Origin of the sequence: Myroides odoratimimus, from assembly GCF_004337635.1 — a bacterium.
Lineage (GTDB): Bacteria > Bacteroidota > Bacteroidia > Flavobacteriales > Flavobacteriaceae > Flavobacterium > Flavobacterium odoratimimum.
Map to the genome: position 1 here is coordinate 2,123,714 of NZ_CP037427.1, position 25,131 is coordinate 2,148,844.

Here is a 25,131-nt window from a genome sequence, read left to right on the forward strand (position 1 = left end):
TAATTTTGGCTGTTATTCCATTGAAAAATAACAAGACAGGCTAGAATATGATAGCCGTAGAGTTTCTTTATTTTTTAAACAGTCTACGAAAAGGTTAGGAGATATTTTTTGGATTGATAAAAAAAGTAATGTTTTTTTGTATTAAGAGCAAGGAGTTTAAGGAACAATTCTATTTTATTGTTAAATATGAATTATTTAAAATAAAAAGTTTATTGCTGATGTAAATTTAGTTATTTTTAAAAAATGCAGTAGAAATTTGTGTAAAATGCGGAGAAAATATATATTCGCTATTATTTATTTTACAACATAATGGAAGATCAAATTAGAGAGACACCTGCAGACAAGTGGATTGCAAAACCCATGAGTAGATTCATGAGTAAATCTACATCTGGTGGGGTAGTATTATTTTTAGCTGCTGTATTTGCTATTTTTATGGCTAATTCACAATGGGCAGATGCTTACATGAGTTTTTGGGATGATAACCATATTGGGTTTTCATTAAATGATATGACTTTAAACCACTCTTTAAAACATTGGGTGAATGATGGTCTGATGGCTATTTTCTTCTTTGTGGTTGGTTTAGAATTAAAACGTGAGTTAACTACTGGAGAATTATCATCACCTAAGAAGGCGATGTTACCTATTATCGCTGCTATCGGTGGTATGGCTGTACCAGCTCTAGTATATACTGTGTTTAACGGAGGTACTGATGCAGCACATGGATGGGGAATCCCGATGGCTACAGATATTGCCTTTGCATTAGGAGTATTATATTTATTAGGTGATAAAGTGCCTACTTCGTTAAAAGTGTTTTTGACAGCGTTAGCGATTGCAGATGATTTAGGAGCGGTATTGGTTATCGCAATGTTCTATACAAGTGATTTATCTTTAGCTAATCTAGGTATGGGATTAGGATTCTTCGGATTATTAGTAATCAGTAATCTAGTGGGAATTAGAAACACGATATACTACGCGATCATCGGTATCGGTGGAGTGTGGTTATGCTTCTTATTATCAGGAGTACACGCTACTATCGCAGCAGTATTAGCGGCATTCGCTATACCGAGTACAGCGAGAGTACACGAGTCATACTTCGTAGCAAAATTAAACAAGTTAAGAGACCGTTTCAGTAAAATAGATCCAGACGATAAGATTCCTAATCTTACAGGAGATCAGATGGAATGTGTCCATGATATTAAAGATTTGGCTACAGATGCGTTACCAGCATCTATTCGTTTAGAGCACAGCATGCATAATTTCGTAGCATTCTTTGTGATGCCTGTGTTTGCGTTAGCTAATGCAGCTATTCCGATTAGTATCGGAGATGGTGGATTAAGTGCTGTGACATTAGGAGTAGCATTCGGTTTATTAGTAGGAAAAGTGTTAGGAGTATCAGGACTAACAGCGTTATTAATTAAACTTAAAGTAGTAGCAATGCCTAAGGGGATGACGTATCTTAATTTATTAGGATTAGGATTCTTAGCTGCTATTGGGTTCACGATGTCGTTATTCGTTACTGAATTAGCATTTGATATCAATCTGCATCCAGAGTTCCCAGATCAAGCAAAATTAGGTATTCTAATTGCTTCAGGACTTGGTGGTATCATAGGATATGTACTACTATTTATGTGTGGTAAGAAAACGGGAGTTCAAGAAGAAGCCTAGTGATGATACTATAAAGATATATGGCTCTGTAAATTTAGTTTTACAGAGCTTTTTTTATTAATTAAAATGTAGTAGATGGTACTTAACAAATACTATATTTGCAACTTAATTCAAAACAGATATACAGAGTTACATGATTACAGTTAACGATATTTCAGTTCAGTTTGGTGGTACTACTTTATTTAGTGGTGTCAATTTTTCAATCAATGAAAACGACAAGATTGCCTTAATGGGAAAAAATGGGGCAGGAAAATCTACTTTATTAAAGATAGTAGCAGGAGCGAATAAACCTTCTACAGGGAATATCTCAGCACCAAAAGATGCTGTTATTGCTTATCTTCCACAGCATTTATTGACTGAAGATAACTGTACTGTAATGGAAGAAGCGTCTAAGGCGTATGCAAGTATCTTCTCTATGAAGAAAGAGATAGATGATATCAATGAGCAACTGACAGTGCGTACTGACTATGAGAGTGATGCTTATATGAAGCTAATCGAGCGTGTATCTGAGTTAAGTGAGAAGTTCTATTCTATCGAAGAGGTGAACTATGAGGCAGAGGTAGAGAAGATATTAAAAGGATTAGGTTTTACTAGAGAAGACTTTAATAGACCTACATCAGAGTTTAGTGGTGGATGGAGAATGCGTATCGAGTTGGCAAAAATCTTATTACAAAAACCAGATTTGATTTTATTAGATGAGCCTACGAACCATATGGATATCGAAAGTATCGAGTGGTTAGAAGACTTCTTAATCAACCAAGCTAAAGCGGTAATGGTTATTTCTCACGACCGTGCTTTCGTAGATAATATTACCAATCGTACAATCGAAGTAACGATGGGTAAAATCTATGATTATAAAGCGAAGTATTCTGACTATTTAGTATTGCGTCAAGATAGACGTGCTCATCAGCTAAAAGCGTATGAGGAGCAACAAAAGATGATTGCAGAAACTACAGAATTTATTGAGCGATTTAAAGGGACGTACTCTAAGACATTACAGGTGCAATCTCGTGTGAAGATGCTAGAGAAATTAGAAATCATAGAGGTAGATGAAGTAGATAACTCTGCTCTTAGACTGAAGTTTCCACCAGCAGCACGTTCAGGACAGTATCCTGTGGTAGTAAAAGAGATGTCAAAGTCTTATGGAGATCACGTTGTATTTAAAGATGCAAATATTGTAATAGAGAGAGGACAGAAGGTTTCGTTTGTAGGAAAGAATGGTGAGGGTAAATCTACTATGATTAAAGCGATCATGAAAGAAATAGATTTTCAAGGTGAAGCTGAGATTGGACATAATGTACAGATTGGTTACTTCGCACAGAATCAAGCTTCTTTATTAGATGAAGATTTGACTATTTTCGAAACAGTAGATAGAATAGCAGAAGGAGATATCAGAACACAGATAAAAAATATCTTAGGAGCATTTATGTTCTCTGGTGATGATATTCATAAAAAAGTAAAAGTGTTATCAGGAGGAGAGAAAACTCGTTTAGCGATGGTGAAACTTCTGTTAGAACCTTATAATGTATTGATTCTGGATGAGCCAACGAACCACTTAGATATGAAAACGAAAGATATCATTAAAGAAGCTTTGCGCGACTTCGAAGGAACCGTGATTTTAGTGTCTCACGACCGTGATTTCTTAGATGGTCTTGCAGAGAAGGTATTTGAGTTTGGAAATAAACGAGTGAAAGAACACTTCGAAGATATCAAAGGATTCTTAGCACATAAGAAAATGGAGAACTTAAGAGAAATCGAAAAATAAAATCGTAAAAGAGCAGTCAGTAAGGATTGCTCTTTTTTTTGTACTCTAAAGTTTAGTTTGTGGATATTGATAGAGTGGCATATGTTTTGAGTTTTATTATTTTGATAAAATAGTTGTATTCTACATAGATACATAGTTTTAGATATAAGTAATGGGTTGATTACTACAGTGATGAGGTCAGTATTTTATATAGGGTCTCTGATGCAGATGTTTTATTCAATAAATAAGACTGCTATATAGTGTACAGCTTATTGCTAAAAAGAGCGTTTAATCATTTTTAATTGTATTAAAAAAGTTTAAATTTATAGGTAATTTTACGTAAAATATAATATTAGGAGTATAGTCTCTATATTTGCAATATATAAATAGAAAGTATGTTCATGAAGCGATTAGATTTAAGGGATTATTTCTCTGTAGTAGGAGGAGTATTATTCTTTATAGGTATGTCTAGTTCTGTGTATGCACAGGAGAGTCTGTCATTTACAGATGCGTATAATAAGATGTATCAAGATAATAGTCTTATTAAGGCAGTAGAGAAACAGGAAGAAGTACACCATTATAAATGGCAAGCTACTAAGGGGCTACGCTATCCTTCTGTGCGTGCTTTCGGAGGAGGACTATATCTTAGCAAATCGTTAGGAGTAGATCTAAATGGGTTGAAAAATGGAATAGGAGATTTTATTCATTTACCTAATCCAGATGTCTTAGGTAACTGGTCTAAGTCATTTAATAAAAAAGATATGGTTTTCGGTGGTTTTATGGCTACTTGGCCTCTTTATACAGGAGGAAAGATTAACGCAGCTATAAAGGCACATGAGATAGAGAGTAAAATAGGAGAGAAAGATTTAGAAAAAACGAAGAATAAGTTAATCACTGAATTAGCACAACGTTATTATTCAGTGAAGTTAGCTGAAGAAGCTGTGGCTGTAAGAAGAACAGTCTTAGAGGGGATGAATAAACATCTACACGATGCGACTAAGCTAGAGGAACACGGTATGATAGCAGCTGTAGAAAAGATGAGTGCTGATGTGGCGGTATCAGAAGCTAATAGACAGCTAGATGGAGCGCTAAAAGATGCTAAATTAGCAAGGTTAGCCTTAGCAAATACATTAGAAGTAGATGAAGTTACAGCTACGTTAGATAGTGATTTCTTTTCGATACCTCAGTTAGAGAACGTTGACTTCTTTCAAGGTTCTGCTGTAGAAAATTATCCAGAACTACAAAAATTAGTATTGCAAAAAGAGCTAGCTGATCAAGGGGTAAAAGTAAAGCAATCTGCTAATTATCCAACAGTATTTGGATTCGGACAAACAATATTAGCACATAATAACCCTATCTTAATAGGAGAGAAAGATAGTAAGCCGTGGGTAGTAGGGATAGGTGTTAGTTATACGTTATTCGAAGGATTTAAAAACAAGAATGAGATTAAAGCTGCTAAAGCAACTAGAGAAAGCGTAGAATTATTCGAAACAAAAGCGAAGAGTGATGTGAAGATGCTAGTAGCTAAGCTGTATCAAGATATTCAAAAACAAGAAGATCAGATTAAGAATCTTAATGTACAAGAGAAATTAGCAGTGGAGTATCTACGTGTTAGAACTAAAGCATTCTCAGAAGGTTTTGCAACATCAACAGAGGTAGTGGATGCTGAGATGAATTTGTCAGGAGTAAGATTAATGAAACTACAAGCCAATTATAATTATGCTATAGGGGTGGCATCCCTTTTCGAAGTAGCAGGATTAAGTCATGATTTTTTACAATACACAAAATAATATAAGCTTTAAAAGATGAAAAATAAAGTTGTAAGTGCAATGGTTGCTATCGTTATAGTGCTTTTAATTTTAATTATATCACTATGGTATATGAGTGCACCATCAGAATCCTATATTCAAGGACAGGTAGATGCTACACAGATTAATGTGGCTTCTAAGATACCTGGGCGTGTAGAAGATATTTTAGTAAAGGAGGGACAACAAGTTAAAGCTGGGGAGTTATTATTAAAAATAAGCACTCCTGAGATAGATGCTAAACTACTACAGGCGGAATCAGCTAAACAGGCTGCACAAGCTATGGATGCTAAAGCTAATAAAGGAGCAAGAGGTGAAGAAGTCTCTGCGACTTATAATATGTGGCAACAAGCAAAAGCAGGAGCAGAATTAGCAGAAAAGACTTATAATCGTGTAGAGAATTTATATAAAGAGAAAGTAGTACCAGCTCAAAAAAGAGATGAGGCATATACACAGTTTAAGGCTTCACAAGAAGTAGAGAAAGCGGCTTATGCTAAGTATCAAATGGTACAAAAAGGAGCTCGTGTAGAGGATAAAGCTGCAGCATTAGCTATGGTAGGACAAGCACAAGGTGCTGTAAATGAAGTGTTGTCTCTGAAAGGAGAAGGTGATGTAAAAGCTCCACAACAAGGAGAAGTATTGACTATCATGCCTAATAAAGGGGAAATAGTGAATTCTGGTTATCCTGTGGTCAATCTAGTAGATTTGTCAGATGTATGGGTATATTTCAATATCAAAGAAAATCTAATGCCTAAGTTTAAGATGGCAAGTAAGTTTATGGCTAAGTTTCCTGCTTTAGGGGATGAGATGGTAGAGCTAGAAGTACAGTATATCGCTGCTCAAGGAGACTATGCTACATGGACGGCTACGAAAACAAAAGGTGATTTTGATATGAAGACATTCTTAATTAAAGCTTACCCAACTAAGAAGGTAGAAGGTCTTAGACCAGGTATGAGTGCTTTAGTATTAGAAAGTAGTTTGAAATAAAGGGTGTAATGACTAAAACAGGTTTTTTATCTATATTTATTAGTGAATGTAAAAGGATGTTTACATCACCGCGGTTGCTTGTCTTGATGATAGGCGTGCCTGTGATGCTATTCTATTTTTATTCATCACTGCTGAGTCAGGGGATTTCACGAGATCTCCCTGTTACGTTACTAGATTTAGATAAAAGTAAATTGTCTCGTCAGTTAGGACGTATGATCGATGCTACAGCTAGTATGGACATTGCTTATGAAGTAAGTGATGAGCTAGAAGGTCAACAGACAATTAGAAGAGGAGATTCGTTTGCTCTAATTATAATACCAAAGAATTTTCAGAAAAATGCTCAGAAAGGTGTTTATACTAATGTAGTGTGTTACTACAATGGGCAGTATTTACTACCGGCAGGATTAATACAAAGAGATTTCCAGATGGTAGCAGGTAATCTAGCTGCAGGGGCAAAGATCATGAGTTTACAACAGAGTGGACTGATGGCAGAACAGGCTGTGGCTACTGTAGTGCCTACAGGTACTAATAGCCATGTGCTGTATAATCCTTATACAAGTTATGGGTATTATCTGACACTTGCTTTTATGCCAATGTCATTTCAGATTATTATTATGGTCATCTCTATCTATGTTTTTGGATCTGTGTTGAGATATAATAAAGGGAAACAATTATTAGAACAGAGTAATGATAAAGTATTCGTAGCTGTGATAAGTAGAATATTACCTTATACGTTACTGTTCTGTTTAATGGGGTTCATGATGAATAGTTTACTTTATTACCGAATCGGAGTTCCTTTTAAAGGAAATTTCTTTGTTATAAATTTATTCTTTTGTTCTTTCGTAGTGGTATGTCAGAGTATGGCTTTCTTTATGGCTTCTATTATGTCTAGCCTTAGAACAGCACTGACTATAGGAGGGTCTTATGCAGCTCTAGCCTTTTCTTTTGCTGGATATACGTTTCCTCCAGAAGGGATGAGTGCATTCATAAGAGGGTTTAATTATATTTTTCCATTCCACTCTTATATGCGTTTTACAGTTGATTATGCTATTAAAGGATTTCAATATAATAATACACAACAGAATTACATCATAACGCTAGCTATATTTGTATGCGTAGGATTGTTGTGTATTCCGTTGTACTATAAAAAATTGAAGAAAGGAGGATACGATGTTTAAAGGTCTAATAGCTAACTTCGCTTTAATTACAGAAGCGTGTAAACGAGAGTTTAAACTAATCTTTTCGGATTCGGCTGTAGTGATGTCCTATATGCTATCTTTTATGTTAGTAGGATTCTTCTATTCTTATGTCTACTCACATGAGAACTTTGATGACTTACCTGTAGCAATTGTAGATCACGATCAGGCTAAGTTAGGGCAGCAGGTTAGTAGAATGATAGATGCTACACATCAGTTAAAGGTAGTATATCATACAAGTGATTTTGATGCAGCTAAGGAAGTATATGATAAAGGTGAAATTAGAGGTATTATAATGATACCAAAAGATTTTACTCGTGATATGCAAAAGGGAGAAGTCCCTTCTATCTCAGTATATGCAGATGCGTCTTATATGCTCTATTATAAGCAAACTATAGGAGCTGTGATGGTCTCTATGGGAACGTTCAATGCGCAAGTAGAAGTGAACAAGGCAATGGCTAAAAGCATACCAATGGATCAGGCTATTGCTACTAGACGTCCATTTAATGTCACAGCTGTACCTCTTTATAATATTAATGTTGGATATGCTACATTCGTTATCCCAGTAGTGTTTATTATTGCATTACAGACATTACAGTTAACAGGTATGGGGATTATGGGGGGGACACTTCGTCAGAATGGGATGTTTGCTCAGGTCTTTTCTTATGCTGAAAAAAGACGTTTTAGCAATGTCTTTTTAACTTTAGGAAGAGCCTTGACTTATTTGATTATATCAATGATATTACTTTTAGTAGGGGTGCTTATTATCATGCATGTTTATAATTTGCCCCAACGAGGAAATATATTTGAGATTATGATCTTTTTGATTCCTGTTATCTTGTCTATTACCTTTATGGGAATGACTTTAGTAAACTTCTTTAAGAGAAGAGAAGAGGCAATTATGAGTGTTACAGTATTCTCTATTCCAGCTCTAATGCTTAGTGGTACTTCATGGCCTACAATAGCCTTTCCTGCTTGGATAAAAGGTGTTTCTGTATTGGTACCAAGTACGTTAGGAGTAAAAGGATTTATATCTCTTACACAGTTCGGAGCATCACTGACAGAAATTAGCGATGTCTTTATTAAAATGTGGGGTATTTGTATTTTTTATTTTATCTTTGCGGTCTGGACCAACAGAAGGTTAAGACAAACGAAAACAACTAATTCAATATAGCTTTAGAGCTAATAAAATTAAAAAAGCAGAAGTATTTACTTCTGCTTTTTTTGTTCAGATATAAAGGGAAAATTTAATTCTTAATAGATAGTTTGTATATGCCTGATTCATTTTTGTCATTATCAGGATCTTCACATAGTAAGAACTCTAAGTTTTTTCCTTCTTGACTATATAAGGTTAATCCTTCGAATTTATGTGTGTTACTTATGGTTAGTGTCTTTTCTACTTTTAGTTTTTTGGTATCTATACGGCCTAGTATAGTTCCTTTTATTTCTCCATCAGCATAGGTTGATTGACCATCTTCTGCAGCAGCTAAGAAGTATATCTTGTCTTCTACTTTAATAGCGTCTGTAAAGCTAGTCTGTACTTTATTAAGTTTTGGTAATTTCATAGGAGTATAAGTGATTTGAAAATCATTTAGAATGTTGTTACCCTTTACAACGAATACTCCATTAGCACCTTTAGGTCCATTTCCTCGATTAAAAAAATACCATAGATCATTGTCAAAAATTACCCCTTCTATATTAAAGTCAGCATCACTTAGATTAGCAAAACTCTTCATAGAATCATATAGTATGTCTAGTTCGTTTTCTGAAAGGACTTCGTGTGTCAGTCCGTTTACTTCTACTAAGTTTATTCTATTCGGTTTAGAGCCAGAACCAAAAATATAGTAGTTTAACCCATCTGTAGTGATTGCTTCATAATCAGGTTTAATAGCTTTCTCTATATTCTCTTGACTTAGATTGTCACTTGATAAAGACGTTTTATAAAGATGATTATTCTGTAAACTATAGTGATAGAAGTAAGTAGAATTGTCAGAAATGATATGGAGTTGGTTGTCATCATACACTAAGCCAGATGCAGCTCCAATGCCTAATATCTGGAAAAGTAGTTCTAGTGCAATTTGTTTCATAGAATAAATGTTATGTAAAAGCGGAGTAAATTAAAATAAAATAGTAATTTAAGCTTAAAAATTTCTAAGAATGAATATAGAAGAAAAATATAGAATAGACAATAAAGTTGAGCTAGAAAAATTATCAACTGTACCAGATTTAAATCTATCTATGACCAAGGCATTTCGAAAAGTAGAAAAATTGAGTCGTAACTTAGGTAAATTTCAGGATGTGATGTATGCTCATAATCGTTATAGTGTACTTATCTGTATACAAGGAATGGATACAGCTGGGAAGGACAGTTTAATTAGAGAAGTTTTTAAGGCTTTTAACGCTAGAGGGGTAGTGGTGCAAAGTTTTAAGAAACCTACGTCTTATGAACTAGAGCATGATTATATCTGGAGGCATTATGTGACCTTACCTGAGAGAGGAAAGTTTACTGTGTTTAATCGTAGTCATTATGAGAATGTATTGATTTCTAGAGTTCACCCACAAGTAGTTTTAAATGAAAGAATACCTGGTATTAATAAAGCAGAAGATATAACAGATGAGTTTTGGGACAAACGTTACGAAGAGATTAATAACTTTGAGAAACATATCAGTAATAATGGAGTAATAGTCTTGAAGTTCTTTTTGCACCTAAGTAAGAAGGAGCAGAAGAAAAGAATATTACGTCGATTAGAAAAAGAGAAACACAATTGGAAGTTTGAACCTAGTGATATTAAAGAAAGAGAGTACTGGGATGACTATCAAAAGTATTATGAAGAGGCTATTAATAGGACTTCTAAAGCAGAATGTCCATGGTATGTATTACCTGCTGATGATAAGGCTTATTGTCGTTATGTGTTTGCTAAAATACTAGAAGAAGTATTTAGTAAATATGACGATATCAAATTGCCTAAACTAGACCCTGAGATTCAAAAGGATCTGGATATGTATATTGAGAAATTAAAGAATGAAGAGTAAGATAATGATAAAGCCAATTCAATTATTGAATTGGCTTTATTGTTCAGTTATGTTTCTATTTCTTTTTGCTTTTCTTTTTTAAAGAAAATCCGTAGGCTACACGGACAGCAAGTTGATCAGTGTTATAATCATTGTAATTTTCATAACGAAGACTTACATCTACATAGCGATTAGCAAAACCAATAGAGGGTGACCAAATAAAGGTATTTCCCATTCCTGAGTGCGTACCAATACCTACTCCTAATTCTCCCATAGCATAGATGTTTTTGTTTAAAAACTGTTTAAATCCTGCTTTTATTGGAACTAATCCTAAATCTCCTTCATCTCCATTAAATAAATGAGTATAACCTGAAGTTAAAGTAAACGAGGTTTTTTGACTAACGTCATATTGGATTCTTGCATCTACACCAAGTGCGGCATCATATTTAGAATCTAAAGGCATACCTCCGTTTAGACCAAAACCTACTCTAAATCCCTGAGGGTAATAAGGCTTGTCTTTCTTTTGAGCTGCAGCTGGCATTGCAACTAAAATAGCACTTAGTGCTAACACTGTAAGTGAAATTTTTTTAGTGAGTTTAATCATGAGGATTGTGTCTTTATTTTGTTGTTTGAATAAAATATATTGCAATAAACTTGCCGTTTGGAAAGACGTTTTTGTTTATTCGCGCAATTAAGAGGATGAGTTTCCGTATACAGTAGTTATATTTGCACAAAATTTTTGTCAATGAATTTATCTGTTTATTATAAAGAGTTTGGATATAATATACGTTTAGCTTATCCTATTATATTAGCAATGCTTGGTCATACAATTGTGGGGGTGATTGATAATATTATGGTGGGGAAAATCGGAGCTACAGAATTAGCAGCAGCTTCTTTAGCAAATAGTTTTGTTTTTATAGCAGTGGCTTTAGGTGTCGGATTTTCAACAGCTTTGACTCCATTAGTAGCTCATAGTGATGCAGAAAAAGATGTAGAAGGTGGAAGAAGTATTTTTATTAATGGGCTGGCATTATGTACTATTTTAGGAGTAGTGTTATTTAGTATTATCTTTTTTGCAAAGCCTCTATTAATGCACATGGGGCAGCCAGAGGAGGTAACGATCCTTGCTAAACCATTCTTAGATATTGTAGCTTTATCTTTGATTCCATTAGTAATGTATCAATCTTATAAGCAGTTTGCAGATGGTAAATCACAGACAAAAAATTCTATGTATGCAACGATAATTGCAAACTTAACTAATATAGTATTTAACTATTTGTTGATATATGGTGTGTGGATTTTCCCCGAATTGGGTATGCTAGGGGCAGCTTATGGTACACTTATTTCGCGTATTGTGATGATTGTTTACATGCATTTCGCTTTGAAGAAACAAGAAATATTTAAACCTTTCTTATTACAAATTAAGTTTTATGAAATCAAAAAGGAGATGTTACTTAAAATTACCAAAATTGGAATTCCTTCAGGAATGATGAGTTTTTTTGAAGTAGCACTTTTTGTAGGAGCAGTATGGTTATCAGGAATGATAGGTACAGAAGCACAGGCAGCTAATCAGATAGCATTGAGTATGTCTTCAATGACTTTTATGTTTGCAAGTGGATTAAGTGTTGCTGCTATGATTAGAGTCGGTAATCAGAGAGGTTTAAAGGATTATGTGAAGTTAAGAGTAGTAGCACGATCGATTATTTTAATGGCTATAATTATTTATACGGGGTTTGCTCTTCTTTTTGTTTTATTTCACCAATATATTCCAATGTTATTTTTAGATAATAATAGTATTGAAAATGCTGTAATGAATCAAGAAGTGATTAAATTAGCTGGAATATTATTGCTTGTAGCTGCGGTCTTTCAAATATCTGATTGTATACAGGTAGTGACACTAGGTGCATTAAGAGGGCTTCAAGATGTAAATGTTCCTATGGGAATTACGTTTGTATCATACTGGATTATAGGATTCCCTATATCTATTTATTTGGGGTTATATACAAGTATTGGAGCTGCTGGAATATGGATAGGCCTTTTAGCAGGATTAACTACTGCTGCAATATGCCTTTATTGGCGTTTTCATACATTGTCAAATAGATTAATAAATAATAATTAGAAATAATATGGAGTTACCAAAATTCGTACTAGCTGATAATACTGAGTATCCAGAGGATATTTTTATTATACATTTAGAATTCCCTAGATTTATCATCAACTTAAATACTGATGAGGTAGAGTTCTTAGAAACAATAGAAGAGTCTGAAGAAGCTGAGATAGAAGCTGAGATGGAAGGATTGATCGTAAAAGCTGGTGAGTTTTACGAAAGAGAGATGGAGCGTTACGTAGATGACGAGGAACTAGACGAAGAAGATTAATATAGAACAAGCTAAATAGTTCAATACTATTTAGCTTGTGAGTTAAAATATAGATCTAAGATTTTATGAGCAGCTGCGAAAGGTGATAATTCACTGTTTTGCACTGCTTTTTTGTTTTCAGTAAGCATTGCTTTTATTTCTGGGTGATTGTAGAAGTTCATTAATATGTTTTCGTTTATAGTCTCCATCATCCAATATTGGTTTTGTTCTTGACGTCTGTTGTCGAAATAACCATTTTCTTTGGTCAATGTGGTGTATTGAGTGATGATGTCCCAAATTTCTTTTATTCCTGTGTTTTCAATAGCACTACAGGTACTTACTTTTGGTGTCCATCCAGAAGGCTTCTTAGGGAAAAGATGTAAGGCTCTATTGTAATCAAGTTTAGCCATATGAGCTCTTTTTATATTTTCACCATCTGCTTTATTGATAATAACAGCATCCGCCATTTCCATAATCCCTCTTTTGATTCCCTGAAGTTCATCACCAGCACCAGCTAGATTAAGTAATAAGAAGAAGTCTACCATACTCTGTACCGCAGTTTCGCTTTGTCCAACCCCCACTGTCTCTACTAGTATAGTGTCAAAACCGCAAGCTTCGCATAAGATTATACTTTCTCTTGTTTTTCTAGCTACACCACCCAAGCTGTCTCCAGAAGCTGATGGGCGTATAAAAGCATTCTCTTCTCGGACTAGTTCTTCCATACGTGTCTTATCTCCTAAGATACTTCCCTTAGTGATACTGCTACTAGGATCAATAGCTAATACAGCTACTTTTTTACCCATTTTAGTCAGTAAGAGACCGAAGGCTTCTATGAATGTACTTTTCCCAACTCCAGGTACACCTGTTATACCAATGCGGACAGATTTATTAGCATAAGGAAGACATCCTTGTACTATTTCGTCTGCTTGTGCGTGATGCAGTGGATTTAAACTCTCAATAAGTGTGATACCTTGACTTAAGGCTACTTTATCATTGTTAATGATTCTCTGAATAATTTCAACAGTAGATATCTTCTGTCTGCGTCTAGCTTGAAACTTAGCTATAGCATCTTGATCCGTAGTATTAGGTTGTTCAATACCTTCGTTTTCAGTTAACGCTGATTTATTATAATTATGCTGTGACATTTTTAAGAATCTATTGGGTTGGTGTAATGATAAAAGGTAAAAGTACTAAAAATAGGCATATTTCGAAATTTATTTGAACGGTTAGGACAGTATATGTACAACCTATTATATTTGGGCTTAACGAAAAATGACGTAATGAATACTAAACTTTTTGCACCCAAAACATTAGTAAACAAAATCAATGAACAAACAGTAAATCAAAAAACAGTCTTTCCAATTCTATTAGCAATAAGCTTTGGACACTTATGTAATGATTTTCTACAAGCTATAGTACCAGCGGTCTATCCTCTATTAAAGACTAACTATAACTTAACATTTGCACAAATCGGAATGATCACTTTTTGTTATCAAGTTTCTTCCTCTTTACTTCAACCTTTAGTAGGAACTTATACAGACAAACATCCAAAACCTTATTCACAAATGATTGGTATGATTTGTTCTATGCTTGGAGTGATTTTACTTAGTTACGCCCCTTCTTATGCAATGGTACTATGTGCTGTTATATTAATAGGAATAGGATCTTCTATATTCCATCCAGAGTCATCTAGGGTATCTTATGTAGCTTCAGGAGGGAAACGTAGTTTAGCACAATCTATTTTCCAGATTGGAGGTAACACAGGAACAGCTTTAGCACCATTATTAGTAGCTTGGGTTGTATTACCAAAAGGACAACAACATTTACTATGGTTCTTAGTTGTTGGTTTTATTGCTCAATTTGTATATGCTTTTATTGGTGGATGGTATAAAGATGTATTAAAGAGTCAAGTTGGTAAGAAGAAGAAAGTTATTCGTATTCCTGAACTTTCTAAGTTAAGAGTATGGACATCTATTGTAGTTTTATTATTACTTATCTTTTCTAAGTATTTCTATGTAGCTAGTATTTCTAGTTATTTTCAGTTTTATACAATGGATAAGTTTGGTATAAGTGAAGTACAAGCTCAGGTTTATCTTTTTTACTTCTTGTTAGCTGTGGCAGCAGGAACTTTAATAGGCGGTTTCTTTGGAGATAAGGTAGGACGTAAATATATTATTTGGTTCTCAGTATTAGGAGTAGCTCCGTTCACGATGTTACTACCTTATGCTTCTTTAGAGTGGACAGGTATATTAATTGTGATTATCGGTTTAATCCTATCCTCAGCATTCCCATCTATATTAGTGTATGCACAAGAGCTATTACCACGTAAAATAGGGATGGTATCAGGTTTGTTTTATGGCTTTGCTTTTGGTATGGGAGGTTTAGGATCTGCTGTTTTAGGATGGTGGGCTGATCGTACTTCTATTGAGAATATCTATATGATTTGTGCCTATTTACCTTTAATAGGGATTATAGCAGCTTTGTTACCAAATATGAAAAAAGTCAAATTTAGAGAAGAGGAGTAGTATCTATTAATTTAAAGTTTATCTTTAAGAGAATCAACCTTTAAACTAGATAGTATGAGAGTAGCGTATATTACACTATCAATAAGTATATTATTTATTTCTTGTGGAACAAAAGATAAATTGACTTCAGATAAAGACAAGTATAAAAAAGAGTATGAGCAAGCTCTAGTTAGTTATAATAAAAATAATGAGCCTCAGATTTATAATAACTCTAATGCTCCTGTATTAGAAGCTGAAAAACCTCTTACCTTAAAGTAAGGTTATATAAAAAAAGCGAGTAAACACAAATGTTTACTCGCTTTTTTTTAGTTATACTTATTTATTATAATATCTTTCCTGATAAGAACATTGCTGCTATAGAGAAGTAGATTATTAATCCAGAAACGTCTACTAGTGTAGCAACAAACGGAGCTGATGCAGTAGCAGGGTCCATTCCAAACTTTCTTAGTATAAATGGTATTAACGAACCTGATAAGGTACCCCATAACACAATGAATAGTAAAGAGACTGATACACTTAGTCCGATAGCAATCCAATGCTCTCCGTAGTCATAGATACCTGCTTCTTGCCAAATAAAGATTCTCACGAAACCTATAATTCCTAAGATACCTCCTAGCATAACTCCTGAGGCAACCTCTTTTCGCATTACATACCACCAATCACTTAACTTTAGCTCTCCTAATGCCATAGCGCGTATAATAAGAGAAGCTGCTTGTGAACCTGAGTTACCTCCACTAGATATGATTAAAGGAACGAATAGTGCTAATACAACTGCCTTTTCTATCTCATCTTCAAAATGTCCCATGGCTGAAGCAGTTAACATTTCTCCTAAAAATAAGATGATTAACCAACCAGCTCTTTTTCGTACTAATTCAAATAGTGGTGTATGTGTATAAGATAAATCTAACTCTTCCATACCCCCGAACTTTTGGATATCTTCAGTATCTCTATCTTTAATAGCATCTAAGATATCATCGAAGGTTACTATACCCACAAGCACTCCGCTTTCAGTAATAATAGGTAGTGCAGAACGATCATATTTCTCGAATATATCAAAAGCATCTTCTGTTTTTGTAGTACTTGTAATAGAAGCAAATGTATTGTCTATTAAGTCTGCTATTAGTGTATTTTCGTCTGCTAGAACTAATTCACCTAGTTTTAAGTCATCAATTAATCTATTGTGATCATCTACTACATAGATATAGTTTAATGTTTCGGCTTTTTTACCATACACCTTGATATGATCTAAAACTTGTCTAACTGTTTTGTTAGCCTTTGTTTGTATGTATAAAGGAGTCATTAAACGAGCAATACTATCTTCTTTATATCCTATTAAGTTAAGTGCAATTTGCTTTTCTTTATCATTTAATAAGTTGATAGAGTATTTAATTAATTCATCTGGGAAATCTTCTAATAACTCTGTACGGTCATCGGGTTCTAAGTTATTAAGTACATCTGCATAATCTTCTCTAGTCATGCTACGCACTATTTCCTCTTGAATATTAATATCTAAAAAGGAGAATACTTCAACTTTTAAGTCAGGTGAAAGCTTTAGAAACGCAAGGTTTCTATCGGTTCTTTTCATCTCTGTAATTGCTTCAGCAATATCTGCTGGGTGCATGTCTTTAAAAGTCATAGATCGAAGCTTATTAAGTAGTTAGTATAATATATTCTTAAAAACTATGCAAAGGTAATCTATACAAAGTGTACTTTAAAATTTCTAATGATTTTTTAATAAAATAAACTTCTCTTAATATTTTATCTATTTAAATTAAAGGTTATCAATAGCATTGTCTAAAATTTGTGAATCTAAGCTTTTCTTAGCCTTGGCGCCCATGTCTTTTAATTTTTGCACAGAAGTTATTAAGTTTCCTTTTCCTTCGCTTAATTTATTGAAGGCATTGTCATATTCATTTCTTGATTCATCTATCTTCTTTCCTACTTTTTGTAAGTCTGTAACTAGTCCAACAAATTTATCATATAGCAAGCCTGCTTGTCTAGCTATTTCATAAGCGTTTTCTTGTTGCTTGCGCTGGCTCCACATTGTTTCTATTGTGCGTAATGTTGCTAATAGAGTAGAAGGGGTTACTATGACGATGTTTTTTTCAAAAGCTTTAGTGTATAGTGTATTATCTGCGTTAATTGCTATAGAGAAGGCTGTCTCTATAGGGATAAATAGCAATACAAAATCAGGACTTGTACCTCTGTATAGTTCGTGGTAATTCTTTTCAGACAATCCTTCTATATGTCTTTTTAAAGAAATTAAGTGCTCTTGTAGATAGCGTTTTTGTTCTTCGATATCTACAGTATTGATATACTGTTCATAAGCAACTAAGGATACTTTAGAGTCAACTACCATATGTCTATTGTCAGGTAAGTAGATTACAACATCGGGTTGTAGTCTATTACCTTCTTCAGAAGTGTAGCTTTGTTGAGTTTCATATTCTCTACCTTTTTCTAAACCAGATTTTTCAAGTACACTTTCTAGAATCATCTCTCCCCAGTTTCCTTGCATTTTATTATCTCCTTTTAAAGCCTTAGTTAGGTTAAGGGTTTCTTGACTCATCTTTTGGTTTAGCTGTTGTAAACCGAATATCTGTTGACGAAGTGCTGCATGATGATCAATACTTTCTTTATGTGTCTGTTCTACTTTTTGTTCGAAGTGTTGTATTTTCTCTTGTAGAGGAGATAATAGCGTTTCTAAGCTAGCTTTATTCTGTTTAGTAAACTTATCACTTTTTTCTTCCAATATACGATTAGCAAGGTTTTCAAACTCTTTTGTAAACTTTTCTTGAAGATTAGCTGTCTCTTGTTGTTGAGAGTCGAATTTTTCTAGAAGATTGTTGTATTCTGTGTCACGTATTGATATACGAGCTATTAATTCCTGATTGTCTAATCGGATAATCTCTAAGTTTTCTTCTATTGTTTTCTTTTCACTTTTTAGCTGATCTATTAGTTTATCTTTAAAGTCACTGTCTGCTTGTAGTCTAATAAGATCTCCGGAAGTGCTAGTTTCTTTTTTACCAGATTTACCAATGAAAAAAGCAACGATAATTAGAATAGCTAATAAGCCTATTAATATTTCTTGTGACATGATTCGTTTACTAAAGTTTTACGTCAAAAGTACTAAATATTGTGTGGATTTATTATTTGAAGTTGCTATGGTTTATAGCAAAAAAAAGAGGTAAGCGAAACTTACCTCTTTTTTCTGTAATAAATATTATCTACTTAAGTACATTTTTCTACGTGAATAGATTTCATAGAATTGATCGTCTCTTAAGTTTTCGATAAACAAGATACTCTCTCCTGTAGATTTCATTTCAGGTCCTAATGCTTTATTTACATTTTTGAACTTGTTGAAAGAGAATACTGGAGTTTTGATTGCGTATCCGTTTAACTGTGGATTAAAGTCAAAGTCAGTTACCTTGTTGTGTCCTAGCATTACTTTAGTAGCGTAGTTTACATAAGGTTCTCCATACGCTTTAGCGATGAATGGAACTGTTCTAGATGCTCTAGGGTTAGCTTCGATGATATATACAATATCATCTTTAATAGCGAACTGAATGTTGATTAAACCAACTGTTTTTAAAGCTACAGCAATTTTTCTTGTGTGGTCTTTAATTTGGTTTAACACATATTCTCCTAAGTTAAATGGAGGTAACATAGCGTGGCTATCACCAGAGTGAACTCCACATGGTTCTATATGCTCCATAATACCGATGATGTGTACATTCTCACCGTCACAGATAGCATCTGCTTCAGCCTCAATAGCTCCTGCTAGATAGTGGTCAAGTAATAATGAGTTACCAGGAATAGAGTTCAGTAGTTCGATTACGTGCTCCTCTAATTCTTTTTTGTTGATAACGATCTTCATTCCTTGTCCTCCTAATACATAAGAAGGTCTTACTAATAGAGGGAAGTCTAATTGATCTGCTAATTTATTTGCTTGTTCAGCTGTTTTAGCAACACCGAATTGAGGGAATGGGATGTCTAATTGCTCTAATAATTCAGAGAAACGACCTCTGTCTTCTGCTAAGTCTAATGCGTCAAAGCTAGTCCCTAAGATCTTAATACCATTCTTCTCTAGTTTTTCAGCTAGTTTCAGCGCTGTTTGACCACCTAACTGTACGATTACTCCTTCTGGTTTCTCGTGTTGGATGATGTCATAGATATGTTCCCAGAATACTGGTTCGAAGTATAATTTGTTCGCTGTATCAAAGTCAGTAGACACTGTCTCTGGATTACAGTTAATCATAATTGTTTCATAACCACATTCTTCAGCAGCTAATACTCCGTGTACACATGAGTAATCGAATTCGATACCTTGACCGATACGGTTTGGTCCTGAACCTAACACTACTACCTTTTTCTTATCTGTTACGATGCTTTCATTAGACACATAACGTGTACCATCAGGTCTTTCGATTTCAGCCTCGAATGTAGAGTAGTAGTAAGGGGTTTTAGCAGGGAACTCAGCCGCACAAGTATCTACTAATTTAAACACACGTTGAATATTCATTTCATCACGTAATGTGTGAACTTTACTCTCAAGTGTATTTAGCATGTGAGCGATTTGTCTATCAGCAAACCCTTTTTGTTTAGCCTCAAGTAATAAATCTTTCGGTAATGTTTCTAATGTATATTTAGAAATCTCTTTTTCTAACATGTATAGTTCTTCGTATTGTTTTAAGAACCACATGTCTATTTTTGTGATTTCGTGAATTCTACTTAATGGAATACCGTGTTGGATGGCATCATAGATTACGAAAACTCTATCCCAACTTGCGTGAGTAAGTTTATCGATAATTTGATCATAGTTAGTATATCCTTTACCGTCTGCTCCTAAACCATTTCGTTTAATCTCTAATGATTGAGTTGCTTTGTGTAAAGCTTCTTGGAACGAACGTCCGATACCCATAACCTCACCTACAGATTTCATTTGAAGTCCTAATGTTCTATCAGCACCTTCAAATTTGTCAAAGTTCCAACGAGGTATTTTAACGATTACATAGTCTAAAGTTGGCTCGAATAAAGCTGATGTAGATTTAGTAATCTGATTTTGTAATTCATCAAGTGTATATCCTAAGGCAAGTTTAGTTGCAATCTTAGCGATAGGGTAACCAGTCGCTTTAGAAGCTAATGCAGAAGAACGAGATACACGTGGGTTGATCTCAATAGCTACGATATCTTCTTTTTCATCTGGTGATACAGCGAACTGTACGTTACATCCCCCTGCGAAGTTACCGATACTACGCATCATCTTGATTGATAGGTCACGCATTCTTTGGAATGTTCTATCTGATAATGTCATAGCAGGTGCTACAGTGATACTATCTCCAGTATGGATACCCATAGGGTCCATATTCTCAATAGTACAGATGATTACTACGTTATCATTTTTGTCGCGTAATAATTCTAATTCGTACTCTTTCCACCCAAGTAAAGCTTTGTCAATTAAAACTTCGTGGATAGGAGAGGCTTCTAGTCCATACGTTAATAAATCGTCGAAGTCTTCTTCTTTGTGAACGAAAGCAGCTCCAGTACCTCCTAAGGTAAAAGAAGGACGAATAACTAATGGGAAACCAAATTTTTGAGCAATCTCTTTTCCTTCTAAGAAAGAAGTAGCTGTACTTGCAGGAGCTGCAGGAACGTCTATCTTCTCTAAAAGTTGTTTGAATTGCTCACGATCTTCAGTGATGTTAATAGCGTTGATATCAACACCAATTAGGCGAACTCCGAAGTCTGCCCATATACCTTTCTCATCGCATTCTAAACATAAGTTTAGTGCTGTTTGACCACCCATAGTTGGTAATACAGCATCAATCTCTGGATGAGCTACAAGAATCTCAATAATAGATCTTGTTGTCAGTGGTTTTAAGTAAATATGATCTGCCATCGAAGGGTCAGTCATAATTGTAGCAGGATTAGAGTTAATCAAAATAACTTTAATTCCTTCTTCTCTTAAAGATCTTGCTGATTGTGAACCTGAGTAATCGAATTCACAAGCCTGTCCGATAATGATTGGTCCTGAACCAATGATTAATACAGTTTTGATAGAATTGTCTTTGGGCATTTTAATTGTGTTGTTATGTTAAATACTTCGTTGTGAATGAAGTAAGTTTAGTGTTGTTGTGTGTGATAGATGGTATGTTTTACGACAAAGTATAAAAAAAGGCGTTACAACTAATAGTAACACCTTTATTTATGTTTGAATCAAACATTATTTTTTATGTCTTGTTTCACAAGAAACAGTCAATTTATGTCTTCCTTTAGCTCTTCTAGCAGCTAATACTTTTCTACCGTTAGGAGTAGACATTCTATCCATGAAACCATGCTTGTTTCTTCTTTTTCTATTCGATGGTTGAAACGTTCTTTTGCTCATTGCTTTTATCTTTAAATCTTAATTTTACTAATCTAACTGGTTTATTTGAATTAGCTGTTGCTTAAAAACCGAGTGCAAATATATAAAAGTCTTTTTACTCTTACAAAACGTTTTTGAAAAATATTTTCAAACTTCTTTCTTTTACTTTAGAATGCAGGAATATAACTTCAATATTATTTAAAAATTATAAAAATGTTAATTTATTGTAAACTTATTTGCTAGTTTTGCGCATTGATAATTATTTAAGAATAGTGATTATGAATATAGATTTATATAAGAGAGTACTTAAGATAACTGGAGTGTATTTTGTATTCTTCTTTTTGGTTTTTCTTTCTAGTAGACTTTTTTTCTTGTTTACTTATGGAAATTTTGAAGAATTAGCTGAGATAAAAGGTAGTGTATTGAAGGCGTTTATAGCAGGGAGTAGATTTGATGTATCTGCTGTTTGTTACGGTTTTTTACCTTTATTGTTATTTTGGATAGCTTCATTATTTATTTCTAAGAAAAGGTCTAGCAAATTTTTAAAGATTTATAATAATTTTTCTTTTATCATTTTATCTGTAGTTTTAGTTTTATTTCTATCGCTTATTATAATTGATTTTTACTTTTATCAATTCTTTCAATCCCATATCAATTTATTGTTTTTTGGTATTTTTTATGATGATACTTCAGCAGTATTAGACTCTGTGTGGAATGACTATCCTATTTTGAAGATTATAGCTCTATATATTAGTGTTATTTTATGTTTGATAGGAATATATAGATTTATAGTCAATCGTTATGTCAGAAGTAAAAGTAAGTCTACTATCAGAAAGATAGATTACTTATTATTACTAGTAATACCTCTGTTTTTTATAGGAATGCGTGGTTCTTTAGGAGAGTTTACTTTGCGTCGTGAGCATACGAATGTTTCTACAAATGAATTTGTCAACTCATTAGGGTATAATGCTATCTACAGTCTGAAATTTGCTAATTCAGAACGAAAGGATAATATAATTGTACCTGATATTGAAAAAGAAATAGTTAACTCAGGCTTTAGCACGATAGACGATATTCATCGAGCATATTTAGAGACAAGAGAAGTGCTTTTTAATAATGACCTTACTACTAAAACTGCTCATAATGTTTTTTTAGAAAAGAACCCTCCTAATGTCATATTTCTTCAGATGGAAAGTATGAGTAATCATTATTTTGAGATGAATACTAAGGAGTTTAATTTGATAGGGGACTTAAAAGATGAGTTACCTAATCTGTATTACTTTAAGAATGCTATGTCTGCATTTAATGGAACTATTCAGACTTTAGAAAATTTTATTATTGGTACTCCTAAGACCATTATTTCTCAGTCTGTTTATTTTGATACACCTTTTAGTACATCGGTAGCCATTCCTTTTAAAGAGAACGGATATGAAACTTATTTTTTAACAGGAGCTAATTTATCCTGGAGGAATATTGATAAGATGTTAGAGCAACAACATTTTGATCATTTGGAAGGAAATAATGCCATCTTAGAGTTTAATCCTAAAGCAGAACAGTTTGCATGGGGGGTACACGATGGCTATTTGTTTGATTATATTTTTAATACATTAAAGAAAAGAGATAATAAACCTAAGTTTATCTTTGGTTTGACGATTAGTAATCATACTCCTTTTGAGGTACCAAACAATTTTAAAGTACAACCGATTAGAATGCCAGAAGAAGTCAGAAAAAATATAAGAGTAGATGAAGCTACAGCTTATGCTAATTTTGCTTCTCATCAATATGCTGCTTCTGAGTTAGCTAGATTGATTAGGATGATAAAAGAGTCTCCTTATGGTGAGAATACTATTATAGTGGCTTCAGGAGATCATAATATTAGACAGGTATTTGAATATACAGCAGAGGATAGTTTTATGAAGAGAAGTGTACCCATTCTGTTTTATATACCAGAGAAGTATAAACCAGCCTTTTTTGATGAACATGTTTTAGCTTCACATAAAGATATTTTTCCTACTATATTTAATCTAAGTTTATCTGATGCGAATTATAAATATACAGGAGATAATCTGTTCTGTAGTACTGAGCCTTACAGATTCGCTCTTAATGATTATAACTATATAGCCGATTCTTTAGGGGTAGTAGCTATTGAGAATGATAAACCGTATTATTATACTTGGGTAGGAAGTGATAAGCGAAAACTGAAAGTACAACCAGAATTGGGAGAGCATGGACAATATATGCTGAGTAAAATGAAGACTTTTACTACTATGCAAACGATAAAAATATACGAAGATATACAAGCTCATCAAATGAGTAGAACGAAATAGTAAAGAGCTCCACTAAGGAGCTCTTTGCTATTTATATAATCGTTGATTTGTGATATGGGATATTATCTTTATATCTATACCCTGTTCTGTATCGTATATGATTACAAATGTAATCACCGATGTCAGATGTAATAAACTTAGAAGTCTTGTCTAAGTCAGTAGTTAATACACCTGCATTAATACAGTGTAATACTGCATCCTCTATAGCTTCTGCAGCTTCGTGTTCACCTAAATGTTCTAACATCATGGCTCCACTTAGTATAGAAGCAATAGGATTAGCGATTCCCAACCCTTTGGCTTGTGGATAAGAACCGTGAATAGGTTCGAATAATGCACTTTCTTCTCCGATAGATGCAGAAGGTAATAAGCCAATAGAACCACCGATAACACTAGCTTCATCTGAAATAATGTCTCCAAACATATTTTCTGTTAGGATAACGTCAAACTGTTTTGGGTTTAAGATTAATTGCATAGCAGCATTATCTACAAACATAAAATCTAGTTCAACTTCTGGGAACTCCATAGCAATAGTCTTTACTACTTTTCTCCATAGTCTAGAAGTCTCTAATACATTCGCTTTATCTATAAGTGTAACTTTATTATTTCGTTGTTTAGCTGTTTTAAAAGCTAGACGAGCGATGCTTTCTATTTCATCCTGATGATACGAACAGATATCTACTGCTGACTTACCGTCAGCAGAAGTGCTTTTGTCTCCGAAGTAGATACCGCTAATTAATTCTCTATAAATTACCATATCAGTTCCCTGAATGATGTTTTCTTTTAAAGGGCTTTTATTGATTAACTTTTGATACGCTTTTACAGGGCGTACATTAGCATAAAGGCCTAATTCTTTTCTAAGAGCAAGTAATCCTTGTTCAGGACGTATCTTTGCAGAAGGATCATTATCGTATTTAGGATCCCCAATAGCGCCAAAAAGCACAGCATCCGAAGCCTTGCATTTAGCCAATGTTTCCTGTGGCAAAGGATTATTTGTTTCATCTATAGCAATAGCTCCGATTAGTGCTTCGTGATATTGTAATTGGAATACATAGGTCTGTGCCGCTGCGTTTAATACTTTTATTGTCTCGTGGATTACCTCTGGGCCTATGCCATCTCCTGATAATACAGCTATATTGTATTTATTTATCATGT

The 25,131-nt window shown here is 33.9% G+C and carries 20 protein-coding genes; 12 read left to right on the plus strand and 8 right to left on the minus strand.

Annotated elements, in window-relative coordinates; genetic code table 11:
• Positions 1-309 precede the first annotated feature (309 nt).
• The 6 genes from nhaA to E0Z07_RS09780 all read left to right on the plus strand — a co-directional run bounded on the left by nhaA (position 310) and on the right by E0Z07_RS09780 (position 8,571).
• Positions 310-1,665, plus strand: coding sequence for a Na+/H+ antiporter NhaA (nhaA, locus tag E0Z07_RS09755; RefSeq protein ID WP_025124153.1), 1,356 nt, complete (start codon positions 310-312; stop codon positions 1,663-1,665).
• A 133-nt stretch (positions 1,666-1,798) separates the two neighbouring features.
• Positions 1,799-3,430: an ABC-F family ATP-binding cassette domain-containing protein gene (locus tag E0Z07_RS09760; protein WP_131540611.1), complete on the plus strand. Its 1,632-nt coding sequence runs from the start codon at positions 1,799-1,801 to the stop codon at positions 3,428-3,430.
• A 380-nt stretch (positions 3,431-3,810) separates the two neighbouring features.
• Positions 3,811-5,199: a TolC family protein gene (locus tag E0Z07_RS09765; RefSeq protein WP_225581512.1), complete on the plus strand. Its 1,389-nt coding sequence runs from the start codon at positions 3,811-3,813 to the stop codon at positions 5,197-5,199.
• A gap of 15 nt (positions 5,200-5,214) precedes the next feature.
• The gene (locus tag E0Z07_RS09770; protein ID WP_006266487.1) at positions 5,215-6,201 is read left to right on the plus strand and encodes an HlyD family secretion protein; all 987 of its coding nucleotides are present in this window, start codon (positions 5,215-5,217) and stop codon (positions 6,199-6,201) included.
• 56 nt (positions 6,202-6,257) lie between these two features.
• Positions 6,258-7,379 carry an ABC transporter permease gene (locus E0Z07_RS09775; RefSeq protein WP_225581513.1) on the plus strand — a complete coding sequence of 374 codons (1,122 nt, stop codon included), beginning with the start codon at positions 6,258-6,260 and terminating at the stop codon, positions 7,377-7,379.
• Positions 7,372-8,571 carry an ABC transporter permease gene (locus tag E0Z07_RS09780; RefSeq protein WP_131540612.1) on the plus strand — a complete coding sequence of 400 codons (1,200 nt, stop codon included), beginning with the start codon at positions 7,372-7,374 and terminating at the stop codon, positions 8,569-8,571. The genes E0Z07_RS09775 and E0Z07_RS09780 overlap by 8 nt, the downstream gene beginning before the upstream one ends.
• Before the next feature lie 73 nt (positions 8,572-8,644).
• Here E0Z07_RS09780 and E0Z07_RS09785 read toward each other — a convergent pair whose 3' ends face one another.
• The gene (locus E0Z07_RS09785; protein ID WP_006256984.1) at positions 8,645-9,484 is read right to left on the minus strand and encodes a DUF6929 family protein; all 840 of its coding nucleotides are present in this window, start codon (positions 9,482-9,484) and stop codon (positions 8,645-8,647) included.
• Between the two features lie 70 nt (positions 9,485-9,554).
• On the opposite strand from E0Z07_RS09785, the gene E0Z07_RS09790 reads away from it, so the two are divergent.
• Positions 9,555-10,430: a PPK2 family polyphosphate kinase gene (locus E0Z07_RS09790; protein WP_131540613.1), complete on the plus strand. Its 876-nt coding sequence runs from the start codon at positions 9,555-9,557 to the stop codon at positions 10,428-10,430.
• Positions 10,431-10,485: 55 nt separating this feature from the next.
• On the opposite strand, the gene E0Z07_RS09795 is transcribed toward E0Z07_RS09790, so the two are convergent.
• Positions 10,486-11,013 (minus strand): hypothetical protein, encoded by a 528-nt coding sequence (locus E0Z07_RS09795; protein ID WP_006256982.1) that lies wholly within the window; start codon positions 11,011-11,013, stop codon positions 10,486-10,488.
• 141 nt (positions 11,014-11,154) lie between these two features.
• Between E0Z07_RS09795 and E0Z07_RS09800 the strand changes: the two genes are divergently transcribed.
• Entirely contained in the window at positions 11,155-12,528 is a 1,374-nt protein-coding gene (locus E0Z07_RS09800; protein ID WP_131540614.1) for an MATE family efflux transporter, read from the plus strand.
• Positions 12,529-12,535: 7 nt separating this feature from the next.
• Positions 12,536-12,787 (plus strand): hypothetical protein, encoded by a 252-nt coding sequence (locus E0Z07_RS09805; RefSeq protein ID WP_006256980.1) that lies wholly within the window; start codon positions 12,536-12,538, stop codon positions 12,785-12,787.
• 26 nt (positions 12,788-12,813) lie between these two features.
• On the opposite strand, the gene meaB is transcribed toward E0Z07_RS09805, so the two are convergent.
• Positions 12,814-13,911, minus strand: coding sequence for a methylmalonyl Co-A mutase-associated GTPase MeaB (meaB, locus tag E0Z07_RS09810; protein WP_006256979.1), 1,098 nt, complete (start codon positions 13,909-13,911; stop codon positions 12,814-12,816).
• Positions 13,912-14,046: 135 nt separating this feature from the next.
• On the opposite strand from meaB, the gene E0Z07_RS09815 reads away from it, so the two are divergent.
• Together E0Z07_RS09815 and E0Z07_RS09820 are read left to right on the plus strand one after the other, a co-directional pair.
• On the plus strand, positions 14,047-15,291 hold the full coding sequence (locus E0Z07_RS09815; RefSeq protein WP_006260731.1) for an MFS transporter: 1,245 nt from the start codon (positions 14,047-14,049) through the stop codon (positions 15,289-15,291).
• A 54-nt stretch (positions 15,292-15,345) separates the two neighbouring features.
• Positions 15,346-15,549 carry a hypothetical protein gene (locus E0Z07_RS09820; protein WP_006256977.1) on the plus strand — a complete coding sequence of 68 codons (204 nt, stop codon included), beginning with the start codon at positions 15,346-15,348 and terminating at the stop codon, positions 15,547-15,549.
• A gap of 64 nt (positions 15,550-15,613) precedes the next feature.
• Here the strand turns inward: E0Z07_RS09820 and mgtE are convergent, their stop codons facing one another.
• The 4 genes from mgtE to rpmH all read right to left on the minus strand — a co-directional run bounded on the left by mgtE (position 15,614) and on the right by rpmH (position 21,673).
• Positions 15,614-16,927 (minus strand): magnesium transporter, encoded by a 1,314-nt coding sequence (mgtE, locus tag E0Z07_RS09825; RefSeq protein WP_006256976.1) that lies wholly within the window; start codon positions 16,925-16,927, stop codon positions 15,614-15,616.
• Positions 16,928-17,062: 135 nt separating this feature from the next.
• Positions 17,063-18,385, minus strand: coding sequence for a DNA recombination protein RmuC (locus tag E0Z07_RS09830; protein WP_131540615.1), 1,323 nt, complete (start codon positions 18,383-18,385; stop codon positions 17,063-17,065).
• Positions 18,386-18,511: 126 nt separating this feature from the next.
• Complete coding sequence (gene carB / locus E0Z07_RS09835) at positions 18,512-21,364, minus strand: carbamoyl-phosphate synthase large subunit (RefSeq protein ID WP_131540616.1); 2,853 nt, start codon at positions 21,362-21,364, stop codon at positions 18,512-18,514.
• A 147-nt stretch (positions 21,365-21,511) separates the two neighbouring features.
• Positions 21,512-21,673 (minus strand): 50S ribosomal protein L34, encoded by a 162-nt coding sequence (gene rpmH, locus E0Z07_RS09840; protein ID WP_006256972.1) that lies wholly within the window; start codon positions 21,671-21,673, stop codon positions 21,512-21,514.
• Positions 21,674-21,930: 257 nt separating this feature from the next.
• On the opposite strand from rpmH, the gene E0Z07_RS09845 reads away from it, so the two are divergent.
• On the plus strand, positions 21,931-23,979 hold the full coding sequence (locus E0Z07_RS09845; RefSeq protein WP_131540617.1) for an LTA synthase family protein: 2,049 nt from the start codon (positions 21,931-21,933) through the stop codon (positions 23,977-23,979).
• 31 nt (positions 23,980-24,010) lie between these two features.
• Here E0Z07_RS09845 and leuB read toward each other — a convergent pair whose 3' ends face one another.
• Entirely contained in the window at positions 24,011-25,129 is a 1,119-nt protein-coding gene (gene leuB / locus E0Z07_RS09850; RefSeq protein ID WP_131540618.1) for a 3-isopropylmalate dehydrogenase, read from the minus strand.
• Positions 25,130-25,131: the final 2 nt, after the last annotated feature.